Source organism: Methanoplanus limicola DSM 2279, from assembly GCF_000243255.1.
In the GTDB taxonomy this organism is placed as follows: Archaea; Halobacteriota; Methanomicrobia; order Methanomicrobiales; family Methanomicrobiaceae; genus Methanoplanus; species Methanoplanus limicola.
On the sequence record NZ_CM001436.1, the window covers coordinates 712,060 to 732,141 of the forward strand.

The following is a 20,082-nucleotide window of genomic DNA, read 5'->3' on the forward strand; positions in this document are numbered from 1 at the left end:
AACTACTGTAATGCAGTGCTAATGGTCTTTGGTCACCACAGTTCCGCCGTGGCTGCGCCCGTCCAGGAAATCACCAAGTCTGTCTATATGGAATATACCGGAACTGATCCCGTCTTCGGCAAGAACAAGAAGTTCTTCTATTTTGCCTTTCATTCCACCTGTAACATCAGTGTTCCCTGAATCATTGAAAGTCAGATCTGCAATTGACTCTGAGGTTATTCTCTCTATTACGTATCCGTCTTTGAGAACCCCGGAGACATTGGTTGCAAGCCCAATCCTGTCAACTGCCATATTCCCTCCAAGGTAACTGACAAGTTGATCGCCTGATACAATACAGGCACCCTGACCCAGATCCATCACAACATCCCCGTGTAAAACAGGAACAATGCCATGACGAACCAGCATTTCAACAGGACCAAGCTCAAATGATATTAGACGTCCGTTTTTTGCGGTACATGCATCAAGCGGGTGAATACCTACTGCCTCCACTCCACTGGCACGAAGCGCATCTACCACCCGTTCATTCAGTTTTCTGACTGCCGCATGGGTGATAAATATACCTGATCTATTATTATGATCCAGACCTTTATCAATATGATGTTCTTTCGCTTCCGGATGACCGCATGATCCTGCACCGTGGATGACAACCGGAAATATGTCCTTTCTTGTGGATATCTCCTTTGCAACAGCAGAAATTCTCTCTTCGTCTATCATGCAGCTGCCGGATTTGTCAGTGATAACACTACCGCCCAGTTTTAAAATAATAATTTCTTTAACTGTCATCCTCAGTCCGTACCCCGTCGGTATCTATTGACGTAATTATAGCTCTTCCTTCTGCCGCTTCTATTGCCTTTGCAATCCGGCTCTTTGACCTCTTGGGACAGAGTGCAATCATGCACCCTCCGCCACCCGCACCAGTCATCTTTGCTCCGTAGGCACCGGATGTCCGGGCGGCAGTCACAAGGCGGGTGAGCATTGGGTGACCTACACCGAGCGCCTCAAGGAGTGCATGATTGACATCCATATACCGTCCGAGAGTCTTCTGATTATGGAAATTATGAAGTGACCTGATAGTCACTGCCTCAATAGCATCAAGAATCGGGTCAACAACATGGGGGTTACTGCGCCTGAACTCTCCGACCATGCCAACAAGTTCAGCAGTCTTATGGGACACCATCGTATTCCCGATTACAAGACTGAGATTTTCAGGCGGAAGTATTCTTCTTTTATTGTCCTTTACCAGGACAAGGCCGCCATATGTGGATACAAAAGTGTCGGTAGGGCTGGCCCTTCCGCGCTGGACCTTTTTCTCGATCTTAAAGGCAGTCGAGGCGATATGTGACCTGTCCATGCCGAGGTTATACTCCTCATTTATAGCTGAAAGTGTTGCCACAGTTACAGCAGCAGAAGACCCAAGTCCGGAAGACGAAGGCAGCTGCGAATGGATATATGCACTCCCGTTAACGCCGGTCTGCTCAAAACAGTTCTCAATGTAAGGTGAATTCACACGCGGTGGATTTTTGCCCCTCCTTACAGTGACAAAAACCCGGGGTTTGATTCCCATGGCAATGCCCGGTTTTCCGAAAACCACTGCATGTTCACCAAAAAGAAAGACCTTGCCGGGTGCGCTGCAGGTGGCCATACTTTTAAACCACCGCTAATGACGCATAACCGACAACCTGGCTCCGGTCGCCATTAATGTCACCACTTGTTGAGTAATGAAGCTTAACTGCTTTCTTTGCCCCAAGTCTCTTTGAAACCTCAGCCATAACCATAATAGGACCATAACCACATGCAGAGATCCCTTCGTCATTAATTCTCCGGTAAAATTCAGCAGTATCAAGATGTAAGAGGGCATCAATTGCATAGTTGTCAAGCATTCTGGCATCCTTATCACTGATGTAATGTGAGAAATCCGATGATGCCACAATCTTTACAGGATTCTCTGACAGTTCAATGGCTTTAAAAAGCTTCTCTGCAAGAGAAAGTGAATTCCTCCTGGTCTGACTGCCCACCAGAACCGGCACAATCCGGCAGTCCGGAAAACGGTACTTGATGAACTGCATCTGAACCTCAAGAGAATTCTCTCTCTGCCTGTGTGCGTAATTGTCAACCGGAATGTCCAGGTTTCTGATAAAACCGTTGTCATTTTTAAGAGTCCCAAGAGGTGTTTCCCAGTTGTCAGTTGAGACGCAGTCTGGATAGCCGGCGTGGCTGGGACCTATAACAACAAAAGTTCCCTTAAATTCTTTGGGAATTGCCGAATAAGCATATGCGGATGTCTGTCCGGAGAATATAATTCCTGCGTGCGGCGATACAACGCCAAAAGGCTCTGGAAGTGCAGAAAGTGATTTATCAGGAATGTTTTCAAAAAAAGATTTCAGTTGTTTTCTCAGAACAGAAGAATCTGCCGGATAGAAACTGCCGGCAAGAGTGCTCCTGCGTAATTCCATTAGGTTTCGCCCCCAATTATAACTCTACTTCAAAATCTTCAGGTGTAAGTGAAGTTGCAATACCGCGTTTGCTCATTACTTCCTTTGCAAGGAGGTAATAGACAAGACTGAGGGCTTTTCTGCCCTTGTTGTTTGTCGGGATTACAATATCGATGTACTTGGTAATATTGTTTGTATCGCAGAGTGCCACAATAGGAATGCCACACTGGACAGCCTCGTTGATTACCTGAAGATCTCCGATAGGATCTGTTACAACTACAACATCAGGTTCGATGTATTCCCTGATGCTCTGATTTGTTAAAAGGCCCGGAATAAACCTTCCGACCTTTGAAACACCACCGACAGCCTCTGCAAACTTTCTTGCAGGGTACTGGCCGTACTGACGTGATGTGACAACAAGCACCTTTGCAGGATCAAATTTAGCGATAAAATCTGCTGCGACTTTGATGCGCTCATCTGTCTGCTGGATGTCAAGGATGTAAAGTCCGTCTCCCCTTACACGGTATATGAACTTTTTCATATCCTGACTCTTCTGCTGTGTTCCAATATGAACTCCGGCAGCCAGATATTCTTCTACAGGCACAAGTGATTCTTTCAGTTCAATCTCTATTTCATTTGAATTCAATTTTACATCAGCTCCAGTACTATTTTCTCTTAACGGTGATGGGTATGACACCTAATTCATACTCCTCAAGAGCGATCTCAAGCGGATCAATCCTGTCAGTCTTAACCAGAAGAGGTGCGCCCATTGAAATCTGAAGAGAGCGTGCACCTACAATTCTGGCTCTCTCATATCTGGTGTATGTATTCATCATAATCCCATAGAATCTTTATTTTGTTTTTAAATTTGACAATGGGGTCGCTGAGATTCGAACTCAGGTTACAGCATCCCGAACGCCATAGGATTCCAGGCTACCCCACGACCCCTCATAAATTTATTGGTAAGGGTTGAGATCATCAATGATCTCTTTATGGGTGAGCAGCATCCTCCTGCAACAGTAGCGCTCAAGCCCCAGATCGTCAAGGATATCCCTGATCTCCTCACCGGCATCTCTTCTTTTCTTAAACTCTTCGTAGTATACGGAAACTACTCTTCCGCATGTAAAGCACCGGACCGGAATCATTTTTTGATCTCTCCCTTATAATTTTAGCTGTTCTAACGATAAGACTTCTGGAATTTCTTCCTTGCACCACGGCCGTGTGGCTTCTTGGCTTCCTTCTGGCGTGAGTCATTAACAAGGAGAGTCCTGTCATATTCAAGATATGCGTCCTTTACCCTTGGATCATTGTGCCAGTTTACAATACCACGTGCAATTGCTGTTCTTACAGCCTCAGCCTGGCCCATGTAACCTCCGCCTGAAACATCAACAGTTACATCAACATCATCTGTTGAACCAGGGAAGAGAAGGATTGGCTCTGAAATTTTCATCCTTGCAATTTCTGTGCTGTATATCTCAAGAGGGATGGAATTGATTCTGATTCTCCCGTTTCCTTCTTTAAATGTAGCCCTTGCAATTGCGGTCTTCTTTTTTCCGCTCGTATTTATTACTTTAGACATATTTTTCAAAGCCCCCTTAGAATTTTGCTCCAAGAATGCTGCTTATTGTTCCGACAGCCACATATTTGGGTGTTGAAAGACCTTCAATGTGGGCAGATTCAATAGTCTCGGCTTTTATGTCTGCAAACTCTTCAGGCACACCAACATAGACTTTTACACGGGCGAATGCCTCAATACCACGCTGTCTCTTGTAAGGAAGCATCCCCCTGATGGTGCGTTTTACTATATGATCAGGTCTTCTTGGATAGAACGGTCCGCCTTCTCTGGAGCCGCGCTTTCTCTTCTGATCATAATCTGCAAGAACACGGGCTTTTGCACCGGAGATCACTGCAGCTTCTGCATTGATGATTGCAATCTCTTCACCCTGAAGTGAACGTTTTGCAACAATGCTTGCAAGTCTTCCAAGGCGCAGACCGGCTGCATCGATAACTGTAACCATTCTCAATTCACCTCAGAATTCTTACGCTTTTACCCTCGGGATTTGACTTTACGAGGTCTTCTATGGTCATGCAGGTGCCGTTGGCATTTTTAATTTTGTCAATGGCTGATTCGCTGAAGTTTAGTGCCGCGACAGAAACTCCTGATGAAAGCACACCGCTTCCAAGGACCTTGCCGGGAACAATTACAGTTTCGCCTTCACGTGCGTATCTGCTGATTTTATTCAGATTAACTTCAGCGTGGTTTCTGGAGGGAGCCTCCAGCCTTTTTGCAATCTCACGCCATACGCCTGCATCATTGGTCCTTGATGCATCCTTTAGAGTTGCAACCAGGGCAGAGTAGCGCGGATTTGTCTTAGTAGCTATCTTCATTTTAGATCGCTCCTGAAATGTCGCTTAATACATCCACCAGGCCACGTGATTTATTCCCGATTATATCCAGTGCGCGGATCATAATGTCTTTTACAGGCATTGAACCATCGCTTTCGACTACAAATATATAGTCACTGTCATGGGGATTTACACGTATCGCCGGCTCATCTCCGATATCACTTGCCATACAGGCCTTTTCACAGAGCCTGCACATGGAACAGTCTTCCAGTCTGCTTTCAATGACTAACACTGCCTTACTACCGGCTTTAAGGACATTTCTTGGGCACTGCTCAACGCATTTCCCACACCCGTCACAGCGATCGCTCACTGTAATGACAGGATATGCCTTATATCCACATGCAAGTGTCGGTTGCCACTTTGCATGTTCCATACCGGTATTCAGTTCTGCCCTTGCTTCAAGGACAACCTTCTGATCTTCATCCAGTTTTACAATCGGAATGTCAGGGTTTACAGGAACTGCTCCCGGATTCTGGGGAACCAGATCTCCGGACATAACAATTCCCGGACCTTCGACACTCAGAGTAAATACTGCCTGGCACTGTGAGCATCCCTCGCCTCCGCAGGAACACTCGTCTCTTCTGACATATTCTGAAAGATCTGTTGTAATCGGAATCAGGCCGAGGCGGTGAGTGAGAATTTCATCGAAGAGTGCACTGTTATTGTCGTACAGATATACATCTTCAATTGCAAGTGTGGGCACATCTGTAATCATTGCCCTTCTGAAGGAATTTGCAAAGGCAAATGTCGTACCTTTCAGAATAAACTTTGCAGCATTCTCATCAAGCCTGCTGAATGTGATTTCCATTAATCAGACTCTCCTGCCCCTTCTTCCACCTTTAGCACGAATGCTGTCATGTGGAACAGGTGTTACGTCCTCAATACGGCCGATTCTCATTCCGGCACGTGCAAGGGCACGGATTGCTGCCTGTGCTCCGGGACCGGGGCTGCGCTGTTTGCCACGTCCAGGTGCACGCACCTTTACATGGACACCAACAATACCCTTGTCCTTTGCTGCATTTGCAACATTAATTGCCATCTGCATTGCCGCATAGGGAGAGCTTTCGTTACGTGCCTGCTTTACAACCATTCCACCGCTTGACTTGGTAACGGTCTCTGCACCGGAAAGATCTGTAACTGTAATAACTGTATTGTTAAACGAAGCGTAAATGTGAGCTACGCCCCATTTTTCCTTTGAATCTTCTGCCATTACTGTCTGCCTCCGGAGACGATACGACCGCGCTCAGGGTGAGCTTCACCTGTGAACGGGGAATTTCCGTAATAACGAACCTCAGATTCCTCTGACTTCCTGATTCTGCAACCCGGAATTGTAACTTTTCTTCCGTTTACAGATATGTGGCCGTGTGTTATCATCTGGCGTGCCTGCTTTGGTGAGCGTGCAAGACCTTTTCTGTACACGACCGTCTGAAGACGGCGTTCAAGTTCATTTTCGGTCTTCATTGCCAGTACATCGCCGATACCTGCACCTTCAGGAAGAAGGCCGTATTTTGCAAGATGGCCAAGAAGCTCATCTTCCTTCCTCGCAATAAGTGCTTCATCAGTCACACTTGATTTAAGAGCAAGGAGGTCACGGGCTGCACGGCGGTAGCGCCTTAACGTACTCTGGGCTTTCCAGAGCTCACGCTTGTTTCTGAGACCGAACTCAATGACAAGACGGTTCTCATCATCGATACGGCTCTTCTCAAAGCGCCTCTTTGGTGTTTCATACTGCTTGTGATTCTTACCAGGATATACCATTTAAACCACCCGATTACTTCTTCTTCCTGCTGACACCGACAGTCGATCCTCTTCTTCCGGAAGACTTGGTGCGCTGCCCGCGTACTTTCTGGCCGGTCTCGTGACGGATACCGCGGTAACAGCGAATCTTACGCATCCTGTTAATGTCATCCTCAAGGGCAAGACTGAGATCTGAACCGAGAAGCTGTTTTGCCTCTCCGGTATAGACATCCTTCTGACGGTTGAGCATCCATACAGGAACAAGATTCTGATAATCTGTCACCACATTGCGAATGCGTTCCACATGCTCCTCATCGAGAAGACCAAGGGTTGCACGCGGATCTACATCTGCCATATCTGAAATTACAGCAGATGTGTGCATGCCGATTCCCGGAAGGCCGGTAAGTGCAATCTGAACGGACTTTGTTCCGTCGAGATCGGCATTTTCAATCCTTACAAAGTAATTAATCTCTTGTTCTTCCATTCAATAGCCTCACAATGAGATTTGCTCTAAAAGCGCTGAGGGAGGGATTTGAACCCTCGAGTCCCAGGGGGACACGGGGTTAGCAACCCCGCGCCATGCCAGGCTTGGCTACCTCAACAGAGTAATCTCGCATCTTACGACACTCGCGATAACATATATCGCTCCATGAATGTTGCTTAATTAGATATGATAAATTTGTTATTAAGGGTTGTGGTATAGCCACACAGGATCGGTTATTCAAAGAAGGATTTCATATCCGGAATCCTGGCCCGGATAAGTTTTCTCTCAGTCAGTGCCGAAACAATGAGCGGGAGCGCGATTGTGGCATCTGCAAAACACTGGACACGGTATGAGTCCGGCGCCTCCTTGCCCCAGCTGATGGCCTCTTCAAATGTGCAGCCCGAAAGTCCGCCCCAGTGTGGCGCATCTGTTGTGTACTGGATGGCGTACTGGTGACCGTCAGTATCCCTCTCATGTATTCCTGCAATAACATGAGTCTGCTGAATGAAATTTTTAGGGACGCCTCCGCCGACATATATCACTCCGGTGTGAACAGAATTTTCTATGACTGTGGTTATCTCATCAACATCAGCGATCTGATCAACCGATACATCTGTACCTTTTCTTCTTGCCATAAGCACGGCAATCCCAACCGATGAATCACATAGAGCAGGAATAAATACCGGAATGCCGGCTTTTGCGCATTCGTTCAGCACTGACTCTCCGGAGGGGTTCTTCTCACCAAGCCACGTGCCCATTTTTTCCATAAGGAGGCGTGAAGAGGCATTGAACGGGGAGACACCCTCAATAAAAGAAGCTATTTCAGACTCAATACCACGGAATTCATCATCATATGCAAAGACATCATAAATGCGGTCAATACCTCTTGAAAAGAGTTCACAGTCGTCAGCATTGTGATGACCCATATAGTGGCGCACACCCAGATGCTCACAGGTGTCATGAAACATATTCGCCCCTGTTGAAACAATTCCGTCAATATAACGGTTTTTCACGAGTTCTATGAGGCATTTCTGCATCCCCGCAGGGATCATTGCACCTGAGAGTCCGAGAAAGATTATGCAGTCGGGATCATCTATCATTCTTTTCCAGACATTAAGGGATTCACCGAGTTTTCTGCCCTGAAAACCGGTTTTACTCATCCCTTCAATAAGTCCGGCAACACTCCCGGACGGTGATACTGATGTTGCTCTTTTCATGATTCTGATAATAAATAAAGAGAGATTCAATAAAAAAAGATTCGATTGAGACGGGGCGCAAAAAAAGGGGAATAAATTATTTATTGTTTCCTTTCAGCCGAAAATTCCGGGCCTAAAGAGCAACAATAAGGCTCTCTTTAGAGACTATACCTACAAGTTTTCCATCCTTTATTACCGGAAGAGAGCTGATATTTTTGCTGACAATGAGATCGATTGCATTAGCAACATCTCCGTTTATGTCCATTGTAAGTGCCGGAGAAGTCATTATATCACTGACGTAGAGATTTCTGACCTGCTGCTCCTGGTGCTTCTCACCGACTGTCTCTCTGAACTCCTTCATGGATTTTGCCACGTCAGTCTCGGTTACAACACCAACGATATTGCCCTCCTCAGTTACAACAAACTTTGCACTGTTCTCATCAATCATCCTCCTGCGGAGGTGAACGACACGCTCACCGGGGTTGATGCTGTGCGGGTTCTGCATAAGATTTTCAATTGAACCTTCCGGCACCATGACCTTTAAGAGATCTGTTGCGTCCACCTTTCCGACAGGTTTGTGCTCTTCATCAAGTACAACCACAATCTTATATCTCTGGAGCAGAGGGATGAGAATCTGTGCCTCTTCATCCGAATAGACTGAAGTGAAGTCATCATCTGTCCGGTTTACGACATGAATCTTTGTTGGCGGCAGGGAAGAAGTCTTTTTGCTGCCGAGCGTCTCTGCTATTGCCTTTCTTGAGATTGTACCTGTTACAACTCCGTTATTGGTTACGATCAGGGGATCGGCACCTTCAGATAACATTTTGTCGAGTGCCTCAGTTATTGGTGCTGATTTTGCTATTGTGACTGGTCTGGACATTACATCCTTTACAAGGGTTTTTTCATTCATTTTTTTAACCTCCAATCGGATTTGCATAAATTTTATTGGATTATATTCTCTCTGTCTTACAGGCATTCAAAAAAATGCCTTTATGAATGCAGATACATAATAAGTCAGCACACCCGGACAAAAGAATCATTGTCTGAATCTGTACAGATGTCTGCCATATAACTGCCAGCTATATTTAATTAAATCATCACTCTTTTGTCAGGGCCCTGACAAGATCAAATTCTGTAATTACACCAACCAGATGAGAATTCTCAATTACCGGAAGGGCACCTACATTCCTGCTTATCATCTCCTTTGCAACCTCACATATGGGCTTATCAGGAGTTGTGGTATAGAGTTCACCATTGATAAGATCCCTTACAGGTACTGACATGAGATCAGATATATTGCCTGTTACCATTCCCTTAAACAGATCACCTTTCCCAACGTATTTCATTATATCCATCGCAGTGATGATTCCAAATAAAACGTCATCACTGACTACAGGCAGACGCCTGAATCTGCGGAAAATCATCTCTTTTGCAACATCAGTCATAAGCGCATCAGGGCTTGTGACATAGGGATTTTTTGTCATAATCTCAGAGACAGACGTATAATTGTCCTCACATGAGAGTGTCCTTAATATATCCCTCTCTGTCACAATTCCGACAACCGAACTGTTTTCCGAGATAATGGGGAGTCCGCCGCATTTTTTGTCCACAATGGTTCTGACGACCTCGTTGACCTTTGCATTTTCCTTCAGGGTAATGAGGCGGGTCGTCATGATCTCCCTTACGTTGTCATTTAGTGCAGCTATAAGATTTCCTTTGTGCTTGCCGGAAACGAGATTAAACTTCTCTCCGCCTCCCATTAAGTTAAGGATGTCACCCGCTGTCACAATACCTATGATCTTTCCTGTACCGGAATCAGCAACGGGCAGGCGCCTGAAACCCTTCTTTGTCATTATTTCAATTGCACCTATAATGCTCATCGTCGGTGAGACTGTGATGACATCCTTCGTTGCAATATCCTTTAAGATTTTATTGTTGTGATTTTTTTGATTTTTTTGCATGAAATCATTCCCATATTCAGACGCAGTATTTAAAATATCATACAGCGATATTCTCTGGAAATTTTTTATTTTATCCTTTTCCTTCTCCGGGAATCACCCGGCATATAAAGCAGGATATGAATATATCCGGAATTTATCCGGATTTAATCCGTATCGTCACTTTTCCTGCAGACCGAACAGAGCATTCTCCCGTCAACGAAGACGAGATCATCTGACATAAGGTTGCAGTCGTCACAGACTCCCGATGTTGCAGAACCGTTAACAGAACCTTCAAAGTCATTATTGACTTTTATAAGATCAGACATTATCTCGTTTATCTCGTTGGAAACCGAGATAATATCCCTGACTGTCACGATACCTACAACCTTGGATTTGTCCACCACAGGGAGCCTTCGCACTTTATTCTTAACCATCATGTGAGTTGCGTCACCGACGGTTTTGTCAACATCAATGGTTATTAAAGGTGTACTCATAATTTCACTTACATACACATCTCCCGGTTTGCGGTCCTTAGCTACTACTTTACAGTTAATATCCTCCTCGGTAACAATGCCCTTAGGCACATTATTCTGCAGTACTATACAACTTCCCACTCCTTTCTGGCACATTTTTGCAGCCGCTTTTGGAACAGTCGCTTCTGCACCGATTGTGGCCGGATTGTACCTCATGACTTCCTTTACAGGAACGTCTATTTTGAAGTGATTTGCATCCATTATATTTTCGCTCACATGACCACCTCCTCCTCCGCAGTAAATCCCGCAGAAGAGAGGTCTACAAGTTATCCTATGGTTTCCAGCACTATAAAAGGATATTTACTGGCATTTAACATAAAACAGCCAATTATAATTTGTGTCATCCATCAAGTATATATTATACGGATATTTTCATCAGAAATTATACTGGTTACGGGGTTTTTGGCAGTAGCCGGGAATACCTCCGGCTGTTCGTCTCTTTGCCATAACAGCCACAGTTATATGTCTTTGAGGTAATAATCTGATTATTAATCAGTTTTACCGGAAATTCCGGGAGAGGCATGCAGCCAACTGAAATAAATGCTGAGAATATTATTCTGTAACTGCACAGAATTTCAGATATTTTTAATATTACACATTTAAAGGAACTGATTTTGATTTTTATGCAGGAATAAATGAGAAATTTTATCCATACGACAGAAGATGATATTAATTTATACTGTACCAAAACCAATGTTTCTGGAGAATACAATATGAGCTTCTTTATCAGGACAAAAAAGAAATTTAAAAAAATAATTGCCAGATTATTTAAGAAAAAACAGATGCGTATAGGTATTTACGGCCCCCCGAATGCAGGGAAGACAACACTCTCAAATCGTATTGTCAGGGACTGGACCGGAGATGCTGTAGGGCCTGTAAGTGAGATACCGCACGAGACACGCCGTGCCAGAAGAAAAGAGGGAGTCACAATTGCGGATGAGAAGGGCAATGCAGTAACAATTGATATTGTGGATACACCCGGAGTAACAACCAAGATTGACTATAAGGAATTCCTTGAATATGGTATTGAGTCTGAAGAGGCAGTAGTCAGGGCACGTGAGGCAACAGAGGGAGTTGCTGAAGCCATGCACTGGTTAAGGGAGGATATTGAGGGTGTAATATATATGCTTGATTCAACCCAGGACCCTTTCATGCAGGTCAATATCATGCTGATTGGAATTATTGAGAGCCGCGGACTGCCTGTAATAATTGTTGCCAATAAAAATGATCTCCCGGATGCATCTGCCACAAGAATAAAAAGCGCTTTTCCGCAGCACCCTGTAATTTCAATATCAGGACTTGAAGGAAATAATGTGGAAGAGCTTTACGAGAAAATGATCGATTATTTCGGGTGATTTGTATGATTCAGGGAGTCCAGATAGATTTAATTTCTTCAGAACGTCTTGAGAATCTCACATCACTTGAAAAAATAAGGATGATTCTTGAAAAGGTTATCGACGGAAATGTAGTTGTCCTTGAAAAAGGACTCACACCCGATGAGCAGAGTTTACTGATAGAGACAACTATGCGCGAGATAAAACCGGACGGTTTTGCAGGAATTGAAATGGAGACATATTCCAGTGAATCGGCCACTCATCAGAAGAGCGGGGGACTTTTCAGCGGACTTTTCGGTAAAAAAGAGAATACATCCGGCAGAATGACTGTAATCGGTCCTGCAAACCAGATGAAGACCCTGAAGAAGGACAAAAACCTTATAAGCGCCTGGGTATCATCCAGATAAAAGGAAATAAGATTGCCGGACAGTCAGGCAATATAAATGATTATCAGAAAATCCAATACTAAAGCAGATTGCCGGAAAGTTCAGTAATTTAAGGTGAATATTGAAAAGATGCCTCACAAATGCACACAATGCGGAAGGGAATTTAAAGACGGCTCAACAGACATCCTTAAGGGCTGTCCGAGCTGCGGCGGCAAAAAATTCCTGTATATAAATCCTGAAAACCTGCACCAGGATGTTTTGGAAGAGAAGACGATAGAGGATATTGCCGCTGAGACCGGCCGGGAGATTATTGAGATCAAAGAGCCGGAAGATAAGATAAATACAGATAGTGAAGACGGTGTAGAGAGTGAAAACAGCGCAGTGGGTGAAAGCAGGAAGAACAGGAAGAAGATTGAACTCTACGACCGTGTTGAGAGTATCCGGGTTTTAAATCCGGGAACATATGAGCTTAATCTTGAAAAACTTGCCAAAAGCGATGGCATGGTCATGCAGATGGGAACGGATGACAAATATGTTGTCGATATAATGTCAATGTCCAAATCAAAGAAGAAAAAGAAGAGATAAGAAGAAATCAAACCGTCAATAAAATATCAATAAAACCATATAATCCCCAATAGACCTATTTTGAGAAATAATCACAAAATCCCAGGCAGGAAACTGCCATTCAGAGATATCACAGAAGTTTAATGTACCGGATTCCATGAAAACACCAGATATGCAGAGGGCTTCCCCACATCAATTTAAAAATATTCATTACCCATTTAGCTGTTTTTTAATACACTACTGCTTAATAAATTGGTCAATTTCTTTTTAAATCCTTCATTTCCAAAATTACGACATTTTTGTGGAAAATAGAAATACATACTGGCAGTTTACATATGTACTGCATTCAATAAATCCTTTTCAGCAGTATATCGAATATTTTAATGAAATAACGAATTGACGTTAATATTTTCAAAATATGACTGGCAGTAGTGTACACTTTTTTAGCTATTTGGGTCATTATATAACAAATAACTGATTTAAGAAAAAATATTAGAATGGATAGTAAGCCGGATTAGTTATGAACTGCTCCATATTTTTAAATGTAATATCTGTTCCCCCCTGTTCCACATAAAAACCATCCTTGGCAATAACAAGGCCCTCAAATGAGTCTCCCTTAAAAGTCACCTTTCCTTTAGGTGCAAAGAGAATACCTGATACAGGTTTATTATAGTTCTCAAGTTTGATATCTCCATCTTTTGATACGATAATAATATTCCTCGGATCGTCAGAATTGTCCCTTTTCCTCTCATAATTACCATCAGATAATATTTTTATACCAGAACTGAGGATTTTATCACCATCGTCGAAATTATAGCCATGGGAACTATACCAGCTGGCCTGTTTCGCATTAGGAATACTGTATTCAGGAATTGAAATTTCCGGGACTGAGTCTACTTTTATGCACTTGTCAAGGATTGACTGAGGGAAATTTTTAGGAAAGTCAATTTTTCCAACATAGTAAATATAGGCATCGTCAGCTATCCATGGCTCATGTTCAAGTTTAAGATCACCACTGACATAGACATTATTATGAATTCTGGCATCTTTGAGTTCAAGGTTATTTCCTACATGAACCTCGCCATATACATTACGGTTACCCTGCAGGAGCTTCATATCGTTTCCAGCATATATTATTCCAGGATTTCTCTGAGATCCTATATCAGCTCCGCCCTTATCCATATCAATCGTATTTTCCACATATATATTTGAAGCTGAAAGCGAAGCTCCGCCATTTATTTTATCAGCTTTAAGATCATTGGTGATAATTACCGTTGAACCAAGCCCATTTATCGAATCTCCGTTAAATTCAAGTTTTTCACCATAGATGAAAACACCTTCATCCACAACAAATCTTGCAAAGTCAGATATTTCCACACCGGAAATATCAATATAATCCGTTTTTGTGACTGTGTCAGTACCGCCTGCATTTGTCGTAGTCAGTGCAACACTGTATATCCCGGATTCATCATAGGTATGCTCAGGACTTTGTTCTGTTGACGTTGTGCCGTCACCAAAGTCCCATAGCCATGATGTCGGCGAGTTTGTAGAACTGTCAGTAAAGCTTACTGTAAGAGGAGCATCACCACTTGCTGTATCTGCTGTAAAATCAGCGACTGGTGCATTCGGAGTGGGTGATGGTGTGCATATTCCATAGATCTCTCTTATCTGATCATCCGTTAGAGCAACAGTATAGAGCATCACTTCGTCCATCACGCCTTTGTATCTGAAGAAATATGGGGAATACATCTGCTGCACACCTATCGTCAGAGCATTATTGTTTGTAGCAAATGAATCCGGCAGGGATGAGGTGACCGTTGCCGCATATTCACCGTTGATATACAGCGTTGCCGCTCCGGAATCTGTATCAGCAACAAAGGCAACATGCTGCCACTGTCCGTATTCATAGCCAAACCCAGTGGTACTGTACTCTTTGTAGCTTCCGGAATAAGTCTCAAATGAGAATTTAGACGTCCCGTCCAGATTTCTTATGAATAATTCATAATTATCCTCATCCTGAGAACCCTTGCAAATCAGGGAGGTAAAATTTAAGTACTTGGATGCCATGCCATTGGGATTAACAGGTGGTTCTGGCTTAAGCCACGCAGCATATGCAATATACTTTGGTGCGTCAAGAGTATCGTCATTTGAAACAAGTACATAGGTGCTTGTGCCGTCAAAGTATAGGCCATCCCCACAGGCACCTGCAACACGGGAGTAAGTGCCCTTAATAGATCCATCATTACCATTGCCGGAGGAATCAACTGCCGTACTTCCTGAGGCTTCATCAAACTTCCACCATCCAACAGGTGACGGAAGTCCGGTTACCGTGATGTATGATGATTTATTCTCATAATCATAGCCGGCAGCATTTGCTGCCTTAAGGCTGACATCATACTCTCCTGCACCTGCGTAGGTGTGCTCCGGATTTTTTTCTGTTGACGTTGTACCGTCACCAAAGCTCCAGAGCCACGAGGTCGGACTTCCTGACGAAGAATCAGAGAACTGTACTGTAAGTGGCACTCCTCCGGATGTCTTATCAGCCGTAAATCCGGCAGTGGGCACCTTACAGCAGTCCTCTGCACAGAAATCTTCAACAAATCCCCTGCCAAATCCTTCAGATTCCCATTCAAGCTGAAGGACTGCATGGCCGGTCTTCTCGTACATTTCGACCTTTACCGGATGGAAACCTTCAGTCAGACGAACATTACCTGATTCCTCCTTTGGAGAATGATCACCCCAATTGTCCACGACCAGATTATCATCAATCCATAACCTTGAACCGTCATCTGATGTCAGATAGAATGTATAATCATCCTCTTCATCAATCATGAGATAACCCTCATAGATAACGCTGAAACGCTCATCACGTCCAATTATTGGGTTTGGCCAGTCTGTAATATCACTGCCGTAATCATATCTTTCATCATCAATGGCTCTTTGATCTGCAAACCTGATCCTCTGATCGATTCTTTTAACCGGAGTTCCGGCAAAGTTCTCATTTTCATAGTAAGAACCGGTTATACCCTCTACTTCACAGGACTGTGATGGAATTACAGTGATATAATCGGTCTTTGTTATATCTCCTGAACCGGAAGGATTCGTTGCAGTAAGAGTTACTGTAAATGTTCCAAATGTCGAATAAACATGCTCCGGGTTCTCTTCTGTTGACGTTGTTCCGTCACCGAAGTCCCACAGCCATGAGGTTGGATCTTCGGTTGAGAGATCTGTAAACTGAACAGTAAGCGGGACCGAACCGTTTGTAGGAGTACCGGTAAAGTCTGCAACAGGCACATCAGGCTCCGGTGTGGGCGTAACCGTAGGTGTAGCCGTTGCTGTCGCAGTCGGGGTTACCGTCGGAGTTGCAGTTGCAGTTCCGGTTGGAGTTATTACGGCTTCACCACTGCCGGCGATAAGACTTCCATGCCCTCCGCCCGTGGAAATTATCTGAACCTGACTATAATCACTTTTACCAGGTACAACAAGTGATTCACCTACTCCCCACGAATCCCAGTCAGATTCTCCGTCATCATCACCCAGAGGAATAAGACTTAATTCACTCGGATTAAAGTCCTCACCGTCAACACGAACTATAAATTCTCCTCTTTTCAGCGAGTCGCCACCGGAATGATACAAAAAGAGATCATTAGCATTTGTATCAGGAATTATTGACATGCTCGGGACATCAACCGGCGTACTCTGACTCGTAATAACCACACTGACAGCACCAATGCCGATGACAACAAGCGAAACCATCAATATAGCACCTACCATATCTGAGACGGCTTCACATCTCTTCAAATTATTTTTATCTCCCTTGTATCCGTAATTTCTGTTTTTTCTGTTATCCTTCTTCATGATGTACCAACCCCTTTGATGTAATGATATTTAATCTCCTGAAGACTCACAGAACCAATGAATCCAAATGACACTAACAGGCACACAAGCACTGTAAATCACATTCCAGCATACATTCAGGATTACCCGGACATATATCCACATAAATTCAGTAATACTTTTAAGTAATCCGTCAATTCAGGAACAACAATTAATTATATGCTGTATTTCCTCATTATGAACATAAATACATTGTGCTGGTGCCGGAATTTCGCTGCCGGCATTGCCTGTAGCATACTGCTTTTGGAATGCTAAATCACGGCCCACAAAATATTAATTCTCCCAGAAAAACCGCAAAAAACTGCCCGTAAATGTAAAGAATAAATGGATTAAGTCTATGGTAAAACACATAACACCCATAAAAAAGGGATCATTCAGAATGAATCTGACCAGGGGAAATCATCACGATTCGGGATATAATTCTCAATATTTCTGAAGGTAACATCTACTCCGCCTCTTTCGACAGAGAACCCTTCCTTTGCAATAACAACTCCCTCAAATGATTCAAATGAACTCCCCCCAAATATAACCTCTCCATTGGGGGCAAAAAGTACACCAGTTACAGGGATGCCCCCAAATTTATTCAATTCAATATCTCCCGTTTTTGCAACAATTACAATATTTTCGGCACTGTCAGTTGATTTAGCAGTCCTTTTATAACTATCAGCAAATATTTTAATTCCGCTGTACAGGTTTTTACCCGAGACATAACCATGATCACTATACCAGCCATCTAATCTTGCAGAAGGAATTGGTGGGGTACTGAATCCCGGCATTGAAAAATCTGGAACGGAATCTACATGATGACATTTGTCAAGAATATCCTGGGAATACCAATCAGGATGGCTGATTGAACCGGTATAATAAATTGAAACACCACTATCAATTGTTGGTGTCCAGCCCAATGTCAGATCACCATCAATATATATGTCATCATGCACATTTCCACTTGTTAAACTCAAACTACCTTTAGTGTGTACTTCACCATAAGTATTCCCACCTATAAAATCGAAACTTCCAAATGTGTATATATTCCCATAAATGTTTCCAGACGTCAGAACAACATCATCAGCAACATAAATATTATTTCCATAGACCTCACTTCCACCCTCAAGACTTAAACTCCCATTAATATAGAGAATACCTGGAGAAGTAGCATTACCAAGTACTTGGCTGCCACTAAGCTCAACGGAACCTTCAATGTAAATATTGGATACACCAACCTTTGCATCGCCATTAAGATCATCTCCGGTAAGATCCCCGGTAATGACTATTGTAGAACCATCGCCAACTACATTATCTCCCTCAAAAATCATCCGGTTCCCATAAACAAAGACACTCTCATTCACTATGAAATCATCAAATCCAAAGACGGTTATGTTATCTGTCGTTGAGTTGCAGCCGGCTGCATTGCACAAAGTCAGTGTAACTGTAAATATTCCCGAGCGGTTATAGATATGCACCGGGTTCACATCCGTTGAGGTTGAATTGTCACCAAAATCCCATAACCGGTTAATTATATCCCCGCCTGAGAGATCAGTAAAGGATACCACCAGAGGCACATATCCCGAAGTGGGACTAAAAGTAAAATATACAATAGGGGGCGGTGAAACACTCACCGGCTGGCTCACCAGAGCCTGAATAACTGTCGGCACCTCAGAACCAATGGAACTAAGCTGGACCTCCTCCACAGCATCACGCGGTATTGAACTTACCAGCCAGTCTCCGGTGGAAAATACATTCCAGTCCACCAGTTCACCGTCGTCCGTTAAGAGCTTAAAATCATCCGTTCTGTCAACACCATCAACCATGATACGAGCGTCCTCCCTGTAGACAGAATCCCCTCCGCTATGCACCAGAGTGATGGTTGCCTTACTATCTGCAAGATCAACCCTGAGCACAGGAATTTCAGCAGGAGGAACATCAGAGAGCAGAACAACGGCCATCATTCCAATTCCCGCAACAACAACGGCAGTCAGCACAATACCACCTATGATATCAGATAAAGCATCATCCCTTCCGGAAAAGAACCACGGCTGACTCTTTGACTTCCGGAATATCTGACATATCTTAGAATATATATTGATCTCACACCCATCTTCAGGGTTTACCCCCTGGCTTAACCCTTCCCGTTTTGCGGACATCCCGGACATAATAACTCCCAGACTTTGAATTAATGATTGTAATATGACAATTATACAATAACTGCCGGACCTTATCTCAGGCACCGGCTGCTACAACCGACTGTAGCGAAACCGTGTAGTCTGCACGTTGATAATTGATTGTATCAACACCACTAATTGTAATTAGATTCCCATCAGGACCACCGCGTGTAATTCCACCTGAAGGCGCTCCAAGCTCCCTTAATATGCCCATCCACGCTTTCGCAGCAGATTCATCCTTCAGCGTTATAGTTATGTTATGGCCCAGACCTGCGGGAACAGTAGCTGCTTCGGCCCTGCCCGTAATTACCGTATCAATCCTGACCGGACCCTCACCGCTGATAGACGCCATATCTGACCCTCCCATTTTGAGATCTGTGATGAGAATATTTGCTATCTCAGAGTTGTCACTAAAACTAATGAGTGGGGCAATGCGGCAAACCGTTCCGTCAGTCTGCCTGAGGAAAACACCGCCCATCTGGTAGTAATAAGACTGCGGAATCCAGTACAGATTGGAGGAATCATACTGAATCCTCATCATAGATTCATTTAAGATGGTGGCACTTGTATTCTTTATTTCAATAAACTCAGACCCATCCTCTTCCAGCGATATTGTCCCTGAAGATCCAAAAGGTCTCATAAGGACCATAAATAATCCCTGACTGTGTGTAGCGCCTCCAAGTGAACCTAAAACCAGCGAATTTGAGAGAGTAATGTTGCCGGTACCATAATTATTGACATCATCATAATTGATCCACAGCGAATCCGCAGTAATCTTATATTGTGTAAACCAGTCCTGGACATAGTCCATATGCTCAATCTCCTGCTGTCTCCCTTCACTGGGAACCCCATATACAACCCAGATTGAAAGAAATACCATGATCAGAGCAAGAATCATGATAAACCCAATCACTTCCGAGAGACCTTCTTCATTATTTAGACGAGTCATTATTCCAATACCGGTAGTTTAAGATTGATTATGTTTATTCAACGTTTATGCTTATTTAATAC

General features: G+C 43.7%; 23 protein-coding genes and 2 tRNA genes. 3 read left to right on the forward strand and 22 right to left on the reverse strand.

Annotated features, from left to right (window positions below; translation table 11 throughout):
• Positions 1-18 precede the first annotated feature (18 nt).
• From METLIM_RS03425 to METLIM_RS03515, 19 genes are all read right to left on the reverse strand, one after another.
• The gene (locus tag METLIM_RS03425) at positions 19-783 is read right to left on the reverse strand and encodes an isopentenyl phosphate kinase (RefSeq protein WP_004076514.1); all 765 of its coding nucleotides are present in this window, start codon (positions 781-783) and stop codon (positions 19-21) included.
• Positions 773-1,642, reverse strand: a complete 870-nt coding sequence (gene mvk, locus METLIM_RS03430; RefSeq protein WP_004076515.1) for a mevalonate kinase — start codon at positions 1,640-1,642, stop codon at positions 773-775. Before mvk ends, METLIM_RS03425 begins: the two co-directional genes overlap by 11 nt.
• Positions 1,643-1,646: 4 nt before the next feature.
• Entirely contained in the window at positions 1,647-2,453 is an 807-nt protein-coding gene (gene amrB, locus METLIM_RS03435; protein WP_004076516.1) for an AmmeMemoRadiSam system protein B, read from the reverse strand.
• A gap of 16 nt (positions 2,454-2,469) precedes the next feature.
• Positions 2,470-3,078 carry a 30S ribosomal protein S2 gene (rpsB, locus tag METLIM_RS03440; RefSeq protein ID WP_048145560.1) on the reverse strand — a complete coding sequence of 203 codons (609 nt, stop codon included), beginning with the start codon at positions 3,076-3,078 and terminating at the stop codon, positions 2,470-2,472.
• A gap of 19 nt (positions 3,079-3,097) precedes the next feature.
• A complete protein-coding gene (locus METLIM_RS03445; protein WP_004076521.1) occupies positions 3,098-3,265 on the reverse strand; it encodes a DNA-directed RNA polymerase subunit K in 168 nt (55 codons plus the stop codon).
• Between the two features lie 42 nt (positions 3,266-3,307).
• Positions 3,308-3,380, reverse strand: a tRNA-Pro gene (locus METLIM_RS03450).
• A gap of 8 nt (positions 3,381-3,388) precedes the next feature.
• The gene (locus METLIM_RS03455; RefSeq protein ID WP_004076523.1) at positions 3,389-3,577 is read right to left on the reverse strand and encodes a DNA-directed RNA polymerase subunit N; all 189 of its coding nucleotides are present in this window, start codon (positions 3,575-3,577) and stop codon (positions 3,389-3,391) included.
• Between the two features lie 32 nt (positions 3,578-3,609).
• Positions 3,610-4,011: a 30S ribosomal protein S9 gene (locus tag METLIM_RS03460; RefSeq protein ID WP_004076524.1), complete on the reverse strand. Its 402-nt coding sequence runs from the start codon at positions 4,009-4,011 to the stop codon at positions 3,610-3,612.
• A gap of 16 nt (positions 4,012-4,027) precedes the next feature.
• Entirely contained in the window at positions 4,028-4,450 is a 423-nt protein-coding gene (locus METLIM_RS03465) for a 50S ribosomal protein L13 (RefSeq protein WP_004076525.1), read from the reverse strand.
• 7 nt (positions 4,451-4,457) lie between these two features.
• Positions 4,458-4,820 carry a 50S ribosomal protein L18e gene (locus METLIM_RS03470; RefSeq protein WP_004076526.1) on the reverse strand — a complete coding sequence of 121 codons (363 nt, stop codon included), beginning with the start codon at positions 4,818-4,820 and terminating at the stop codon, positions 4,458-4,460.
• A gap of 1 nt (position 4,821) precedes the next feature.
• Complete coding sequence (locus METLIM_RS03475; RefSeq protein ID WP_004076527.1) at positions 4,822-5,646, reverse strand: DNA-directed RNA polymerase subunit D; 825 nt, start codon at positions 5,644-5,646, stop codon at positions 4,822-4,824.
• Positions 5,647-5,649: 3 nt separating this feature from the next.
• A complete protein-coding gene (locus METLIM_RS03480; protein ID WP_004076529.1) occupies positions 5,650-6,048 on the reverse strand; it encodes a 30S ribosomal protein S11 in 399 nt (132 codons plus the stop codon).
• Positions 6,048-6,596 carry a 30S ribosomal protein S4 gene (locus tag METLIM_RS03485; RefSeq protein ID WP_004076531.1) on the reverse strand — a complete coding sequence of 183 codons (549 nt, stop codon included), beginning with the start codon at positions 6,594-6,596 and terminating at the stop codon, positions 6,048-6,050. Before METLIM_RS03485 ends, METLIM_RS03480 begins: the two co-directional genes overlap by 1 nt.
• A gap of 13 nt (positions 6,597-6,609) precedes the next feature.
• Positions 6,610-7,059 (reverse strand): 30S ribosomal protein S13, encoded by a 450-nt coding sequence (locus tag METLIM_RS03490; protein ID WP_004076533.1) that lies wholly within the window; start codon positions 7,057-7,059, stop codon positions 6,610-6,612.
• Between the two features lie 33 nt (positions 7,060-7,092).
• A tRNA-Ser gene (locus METLIM_RS03495) sits at positions 7,093-7,177 on the reverse strand.
• A gap of 115 nt (positions 7,178-7,292) precedes the next feature.
• Complete coding sequence (locus METLIM_RS03500; RefSeq protein ID WP_004076535.1) at positions 7,293-8,276, reverse strand: deoxyhypusine synthase; 984 nt, start codon at positions 8,274-8,276, stop codon at positions 7,293-7,295.
• Between the two features lie 112 nt (positions 8,277-8,388).
• Positions 8,389-9,165, reverse strand: coding sequence for a CBS domain-containing protein (locus tag METLIM_RS03505; RefSeq protein ID WP_004076537.1), 777 nt, complete (start codon positions 9,163-9,165; stop codon positions 8,389-8,391).
• A 187-nt stretch (positions 9,166-9,352) separates the two neighbouring features.
• Positions 9,353-10,216 (reverse strand): CBS domain-containing protein, encoded by an 864-nt coding sequence (locus METLIM_RS03510; RefSeq protein ID WP_004076538.1) that lies wholly within the window; start codon positions 10,214-10,216, stop codon positions 9,353-9,355.
• 143 nt (positions 10,217-10,359) lie between these two features.
• A complete protein-coding gene (locus METLIM_RS03515; protein WP_004076541.1) occupies positions 10,360-10,944 on the reverse strand; it encodes a CBS domain-containing protein in 585 nt (194 codons plus the stop codon).
• Positions 10,945-11,441: 497 nt separating this feature from the next.
• On the opposite strand from METLIM_RS03515, the gene METLIM_RS03525 reads away from it, so the two are divergent.
• The 3 genes from METLIM_RS03525 to METLIM_RS03535 all read left to right on the forward strand — a co-directional run bounded on the left by METLIM_RS03525 (position 11,442) and on the right by METLIM_RS03535 (position 13,033).
• Complete coding sequence (locus tag METLIM_RS03525) at positions 11,442-12,083, forward strand: Era-like GTP-binding protein (protein WP_004076545.1); 642 nt, start codon at positions 11,442-11,444, stop codon at positions 12,081-12,083.
• 5 nt (positions 12,084-12,088) lie between these two features.
• Positions 12,089-12,469, forward strand: a complete 381-nt coding sequence (locus METLIM_RS03530; RefSeq protein WP_004076546.1) for a DUF2073 domain-containing protein — start codon at positions 12,089-12,091, stop codon at positions 12,467-12,469.
• A 108-nt stretch (positions 12,470-12,577) separates the two neighbouring features.
• Entirely contained in the window at positions 12,578-13,033 is a 456-nt protein-coding gene (locus METLIM_RS03535; protein ID WP_004076547.1) for a Zn-ribbon domain-containing protein, read from the forward strand.
• 471 nt (positions 13,034-13,504) lie between these two features.
• Here METLIM_RS03535 and METLIM_RS17315 read toward each other — a convergent pair whose 3' ends face one another.
• The 3 genes from METLIM_RS17315 to METLIM_RS03550 form a co-directional block, all read right to left on the reverse strand.
• Entirely contained in the window at positions 13,505-16,870 is a 3,366-nt protein-coding gene (locus METLIM_RS17315) for a PKD domain-containing protein (protein WP_004076548.1), read from the reverse strand.
• 413 nt (positions 16,871-17,283) lie between these two features.
• Positions 17,284-19,053, reverse strand: a complete 1,770-nt coding sequence (locus tag METLIM_RS03545) for a PKD domain-containing protein (protein WP_169312354.1) — start codon at positions 19,051-19,053, stop codon at positions 17,284-17,286.
• Positions 19,054-19,129: 76 nt separating this feature from the next.
• Complete coding sequence (locus METLIM_RS03550; RefSeq protein ID WP_004076550.1) at positions 19,130-20,020, reverse strand: hypothetical protein; 891 nt, start codon at positions 20,018-20,020, stop codon at positions 19,130-19,132.
• Between the last annotated feature and the right edge of the window lie 62 nt (positions 20,021-20,082).

Excerpts from the sequence above, each read along its gene's own strand:
- METLIM_RS03490 (WP_004076533.1), bottom strand. The coding sequence starts at position 7,059 with ATGGAAGAACAAGAGATTAATTACTTTGTAAGGATTGAAAATGCCGAT.
- METLIM_RS03425 (WP_004076514.1), bottom strand. The coding sequence starts at position 783 with ATGACAGTTAAAGAAATTATTATTTTAAAACTGGGCGGTAGTGTTATC.
- amrB (WP_004076516.1), bottom strand. The coding sequence starts at position 2,453 with ATGGAATTACGCAGGAGCACTCTTGCCGGCAGTTTCTATCCGGCAGAT.
- METLIM_RS03535 (WP_004076547.1), top strand. The coding sequence starts at position 12,578 with ATGCCTCACAAATGCACACAATGCGGAAGGGAATTTAAAGACGGCTCA.
- METLIM_RS03445 (WP_004076521.1), bottom strand. The coding sequence starts at position 3,265 with ATGAATACATACACCAGATATGAGAGAGCCAGAATTGTAGGTGCACGC.
- METLIM_RS03550 (WP_004076550.1), bottom strand. The coding sequence starts at position 20,020 with ATGACTCGTCTAAATAATGAAGAAGGTCTCTCGGAAGTGATTGGGTTT.
- METLIM_RS03465 (WP_004076525.1), bottom strand. The coding sequence starts at position 4,450 with ATGGTTACAGTTATCGATGCAGCCGGTCTGCGCCTTGGAAGACTTGCA.
- METLIM_RS03485 (WP_004076531.1), bottom strand. The coding sequence starts at position 6,596 with ATGGTATATCCTGGTAAGAATCACAAGCAGTATGAAACACCAAAGAGG.
- METLIM_RS03530 (WP_004076546.1), top strand. The coding sequence starts at position 12,089 with ATGATTCAGGGAGTCCAGATAGATTTAATTTCTTCAGAACGTCTTGAG.
- METLIM_RS03525 (WP_004076545.1), top strand. The coding sequence starts at position 11,442 with ATGAGCTTCTTTATCAGGACAAAAAAGAAATTTAAAAAAATAATTGCC.
- METLIM_RS03480 (WP_004076529.1), bottom strand. The coding sequence starts at position 6,048 with ATGGCAGAAGATTCAAAGGAAAAATGGGGCGTAGCTCACATTTACGCT.
- mvk (WP_004076515.1), bottom strand. The coding sequence starts at position 1,642 with ATGGCCACCTGCAGCGCACCCGGCAAGGTCTTTCTTTTTGGTGAACAT.
- METLIM_RS03470 (WP_004076526.1), bottom strand. The coding sequence starts at position 4,820 with ATGAAGATAGCTACTAAGACAAATCCGCGCTACTCTGCCCTGGTTGCA.
- METLIM_RS03475 (WP_004076527.1), bottom strand. The coding sequence starts at position 5,646 with ATGGAAATCACATTCAGCAGGCTTGATGAGAATGCTGCAAAGTTTATT.
- METLIM_RS03510 (WP_004076538.1), bottom strand. The coding sequence starts at position 10,216 with ATGCAAAAAAATCAAAAAAATCACAACAATAAAATCTTAAAGGATATT.
- METLIM_RS03500 (WP_004076535.1), bottom strand. The coding sequence starts at position 8,276 with ATGAAAAGAGCAACATCAGTATCACCGTCCGGGAGTGTTGCCGGACTT.
- METLIM_RS17315 (WP_004076548.1), bottom strand. The coding sequence starts at position 16,870 with ATGAAGAAGGATAACAGAAAAAACAGAAATTACGGATACAAGGGAGAT.
- METLIM_RS03455 (WP_004076523.1), bottom strand. The coding sequence starts at position 3,577 with ATGATTCCGGTCCGGTGCTTTACATGCGGAAGAGTAGTTTCCGTATAC.
- METLIM_RS03505 (WP_004076537.1), bottom strand. The coding sequence starts at position 9,165 with ATGAATGAAAAAACCCTTGTAAAGGATGTAATGTCCAGACCAGTCACA.
- METLIM_RS03545 (WP_169312354.1), bottom strand. The coding sequence starts at position 19,053 with ATGTCCGCAAAACGGGAAGGGTTAAGCCAGGGGGTAAACCCTGAAGAT.
- METLIM_RS03460 (WP_004076524.1), bottom strand. The coding sequence starts at position 4,011 with ATGTCTAAAGTAATAAATACGAGCGGAAAAAAGAAGACCGCAATTGCA.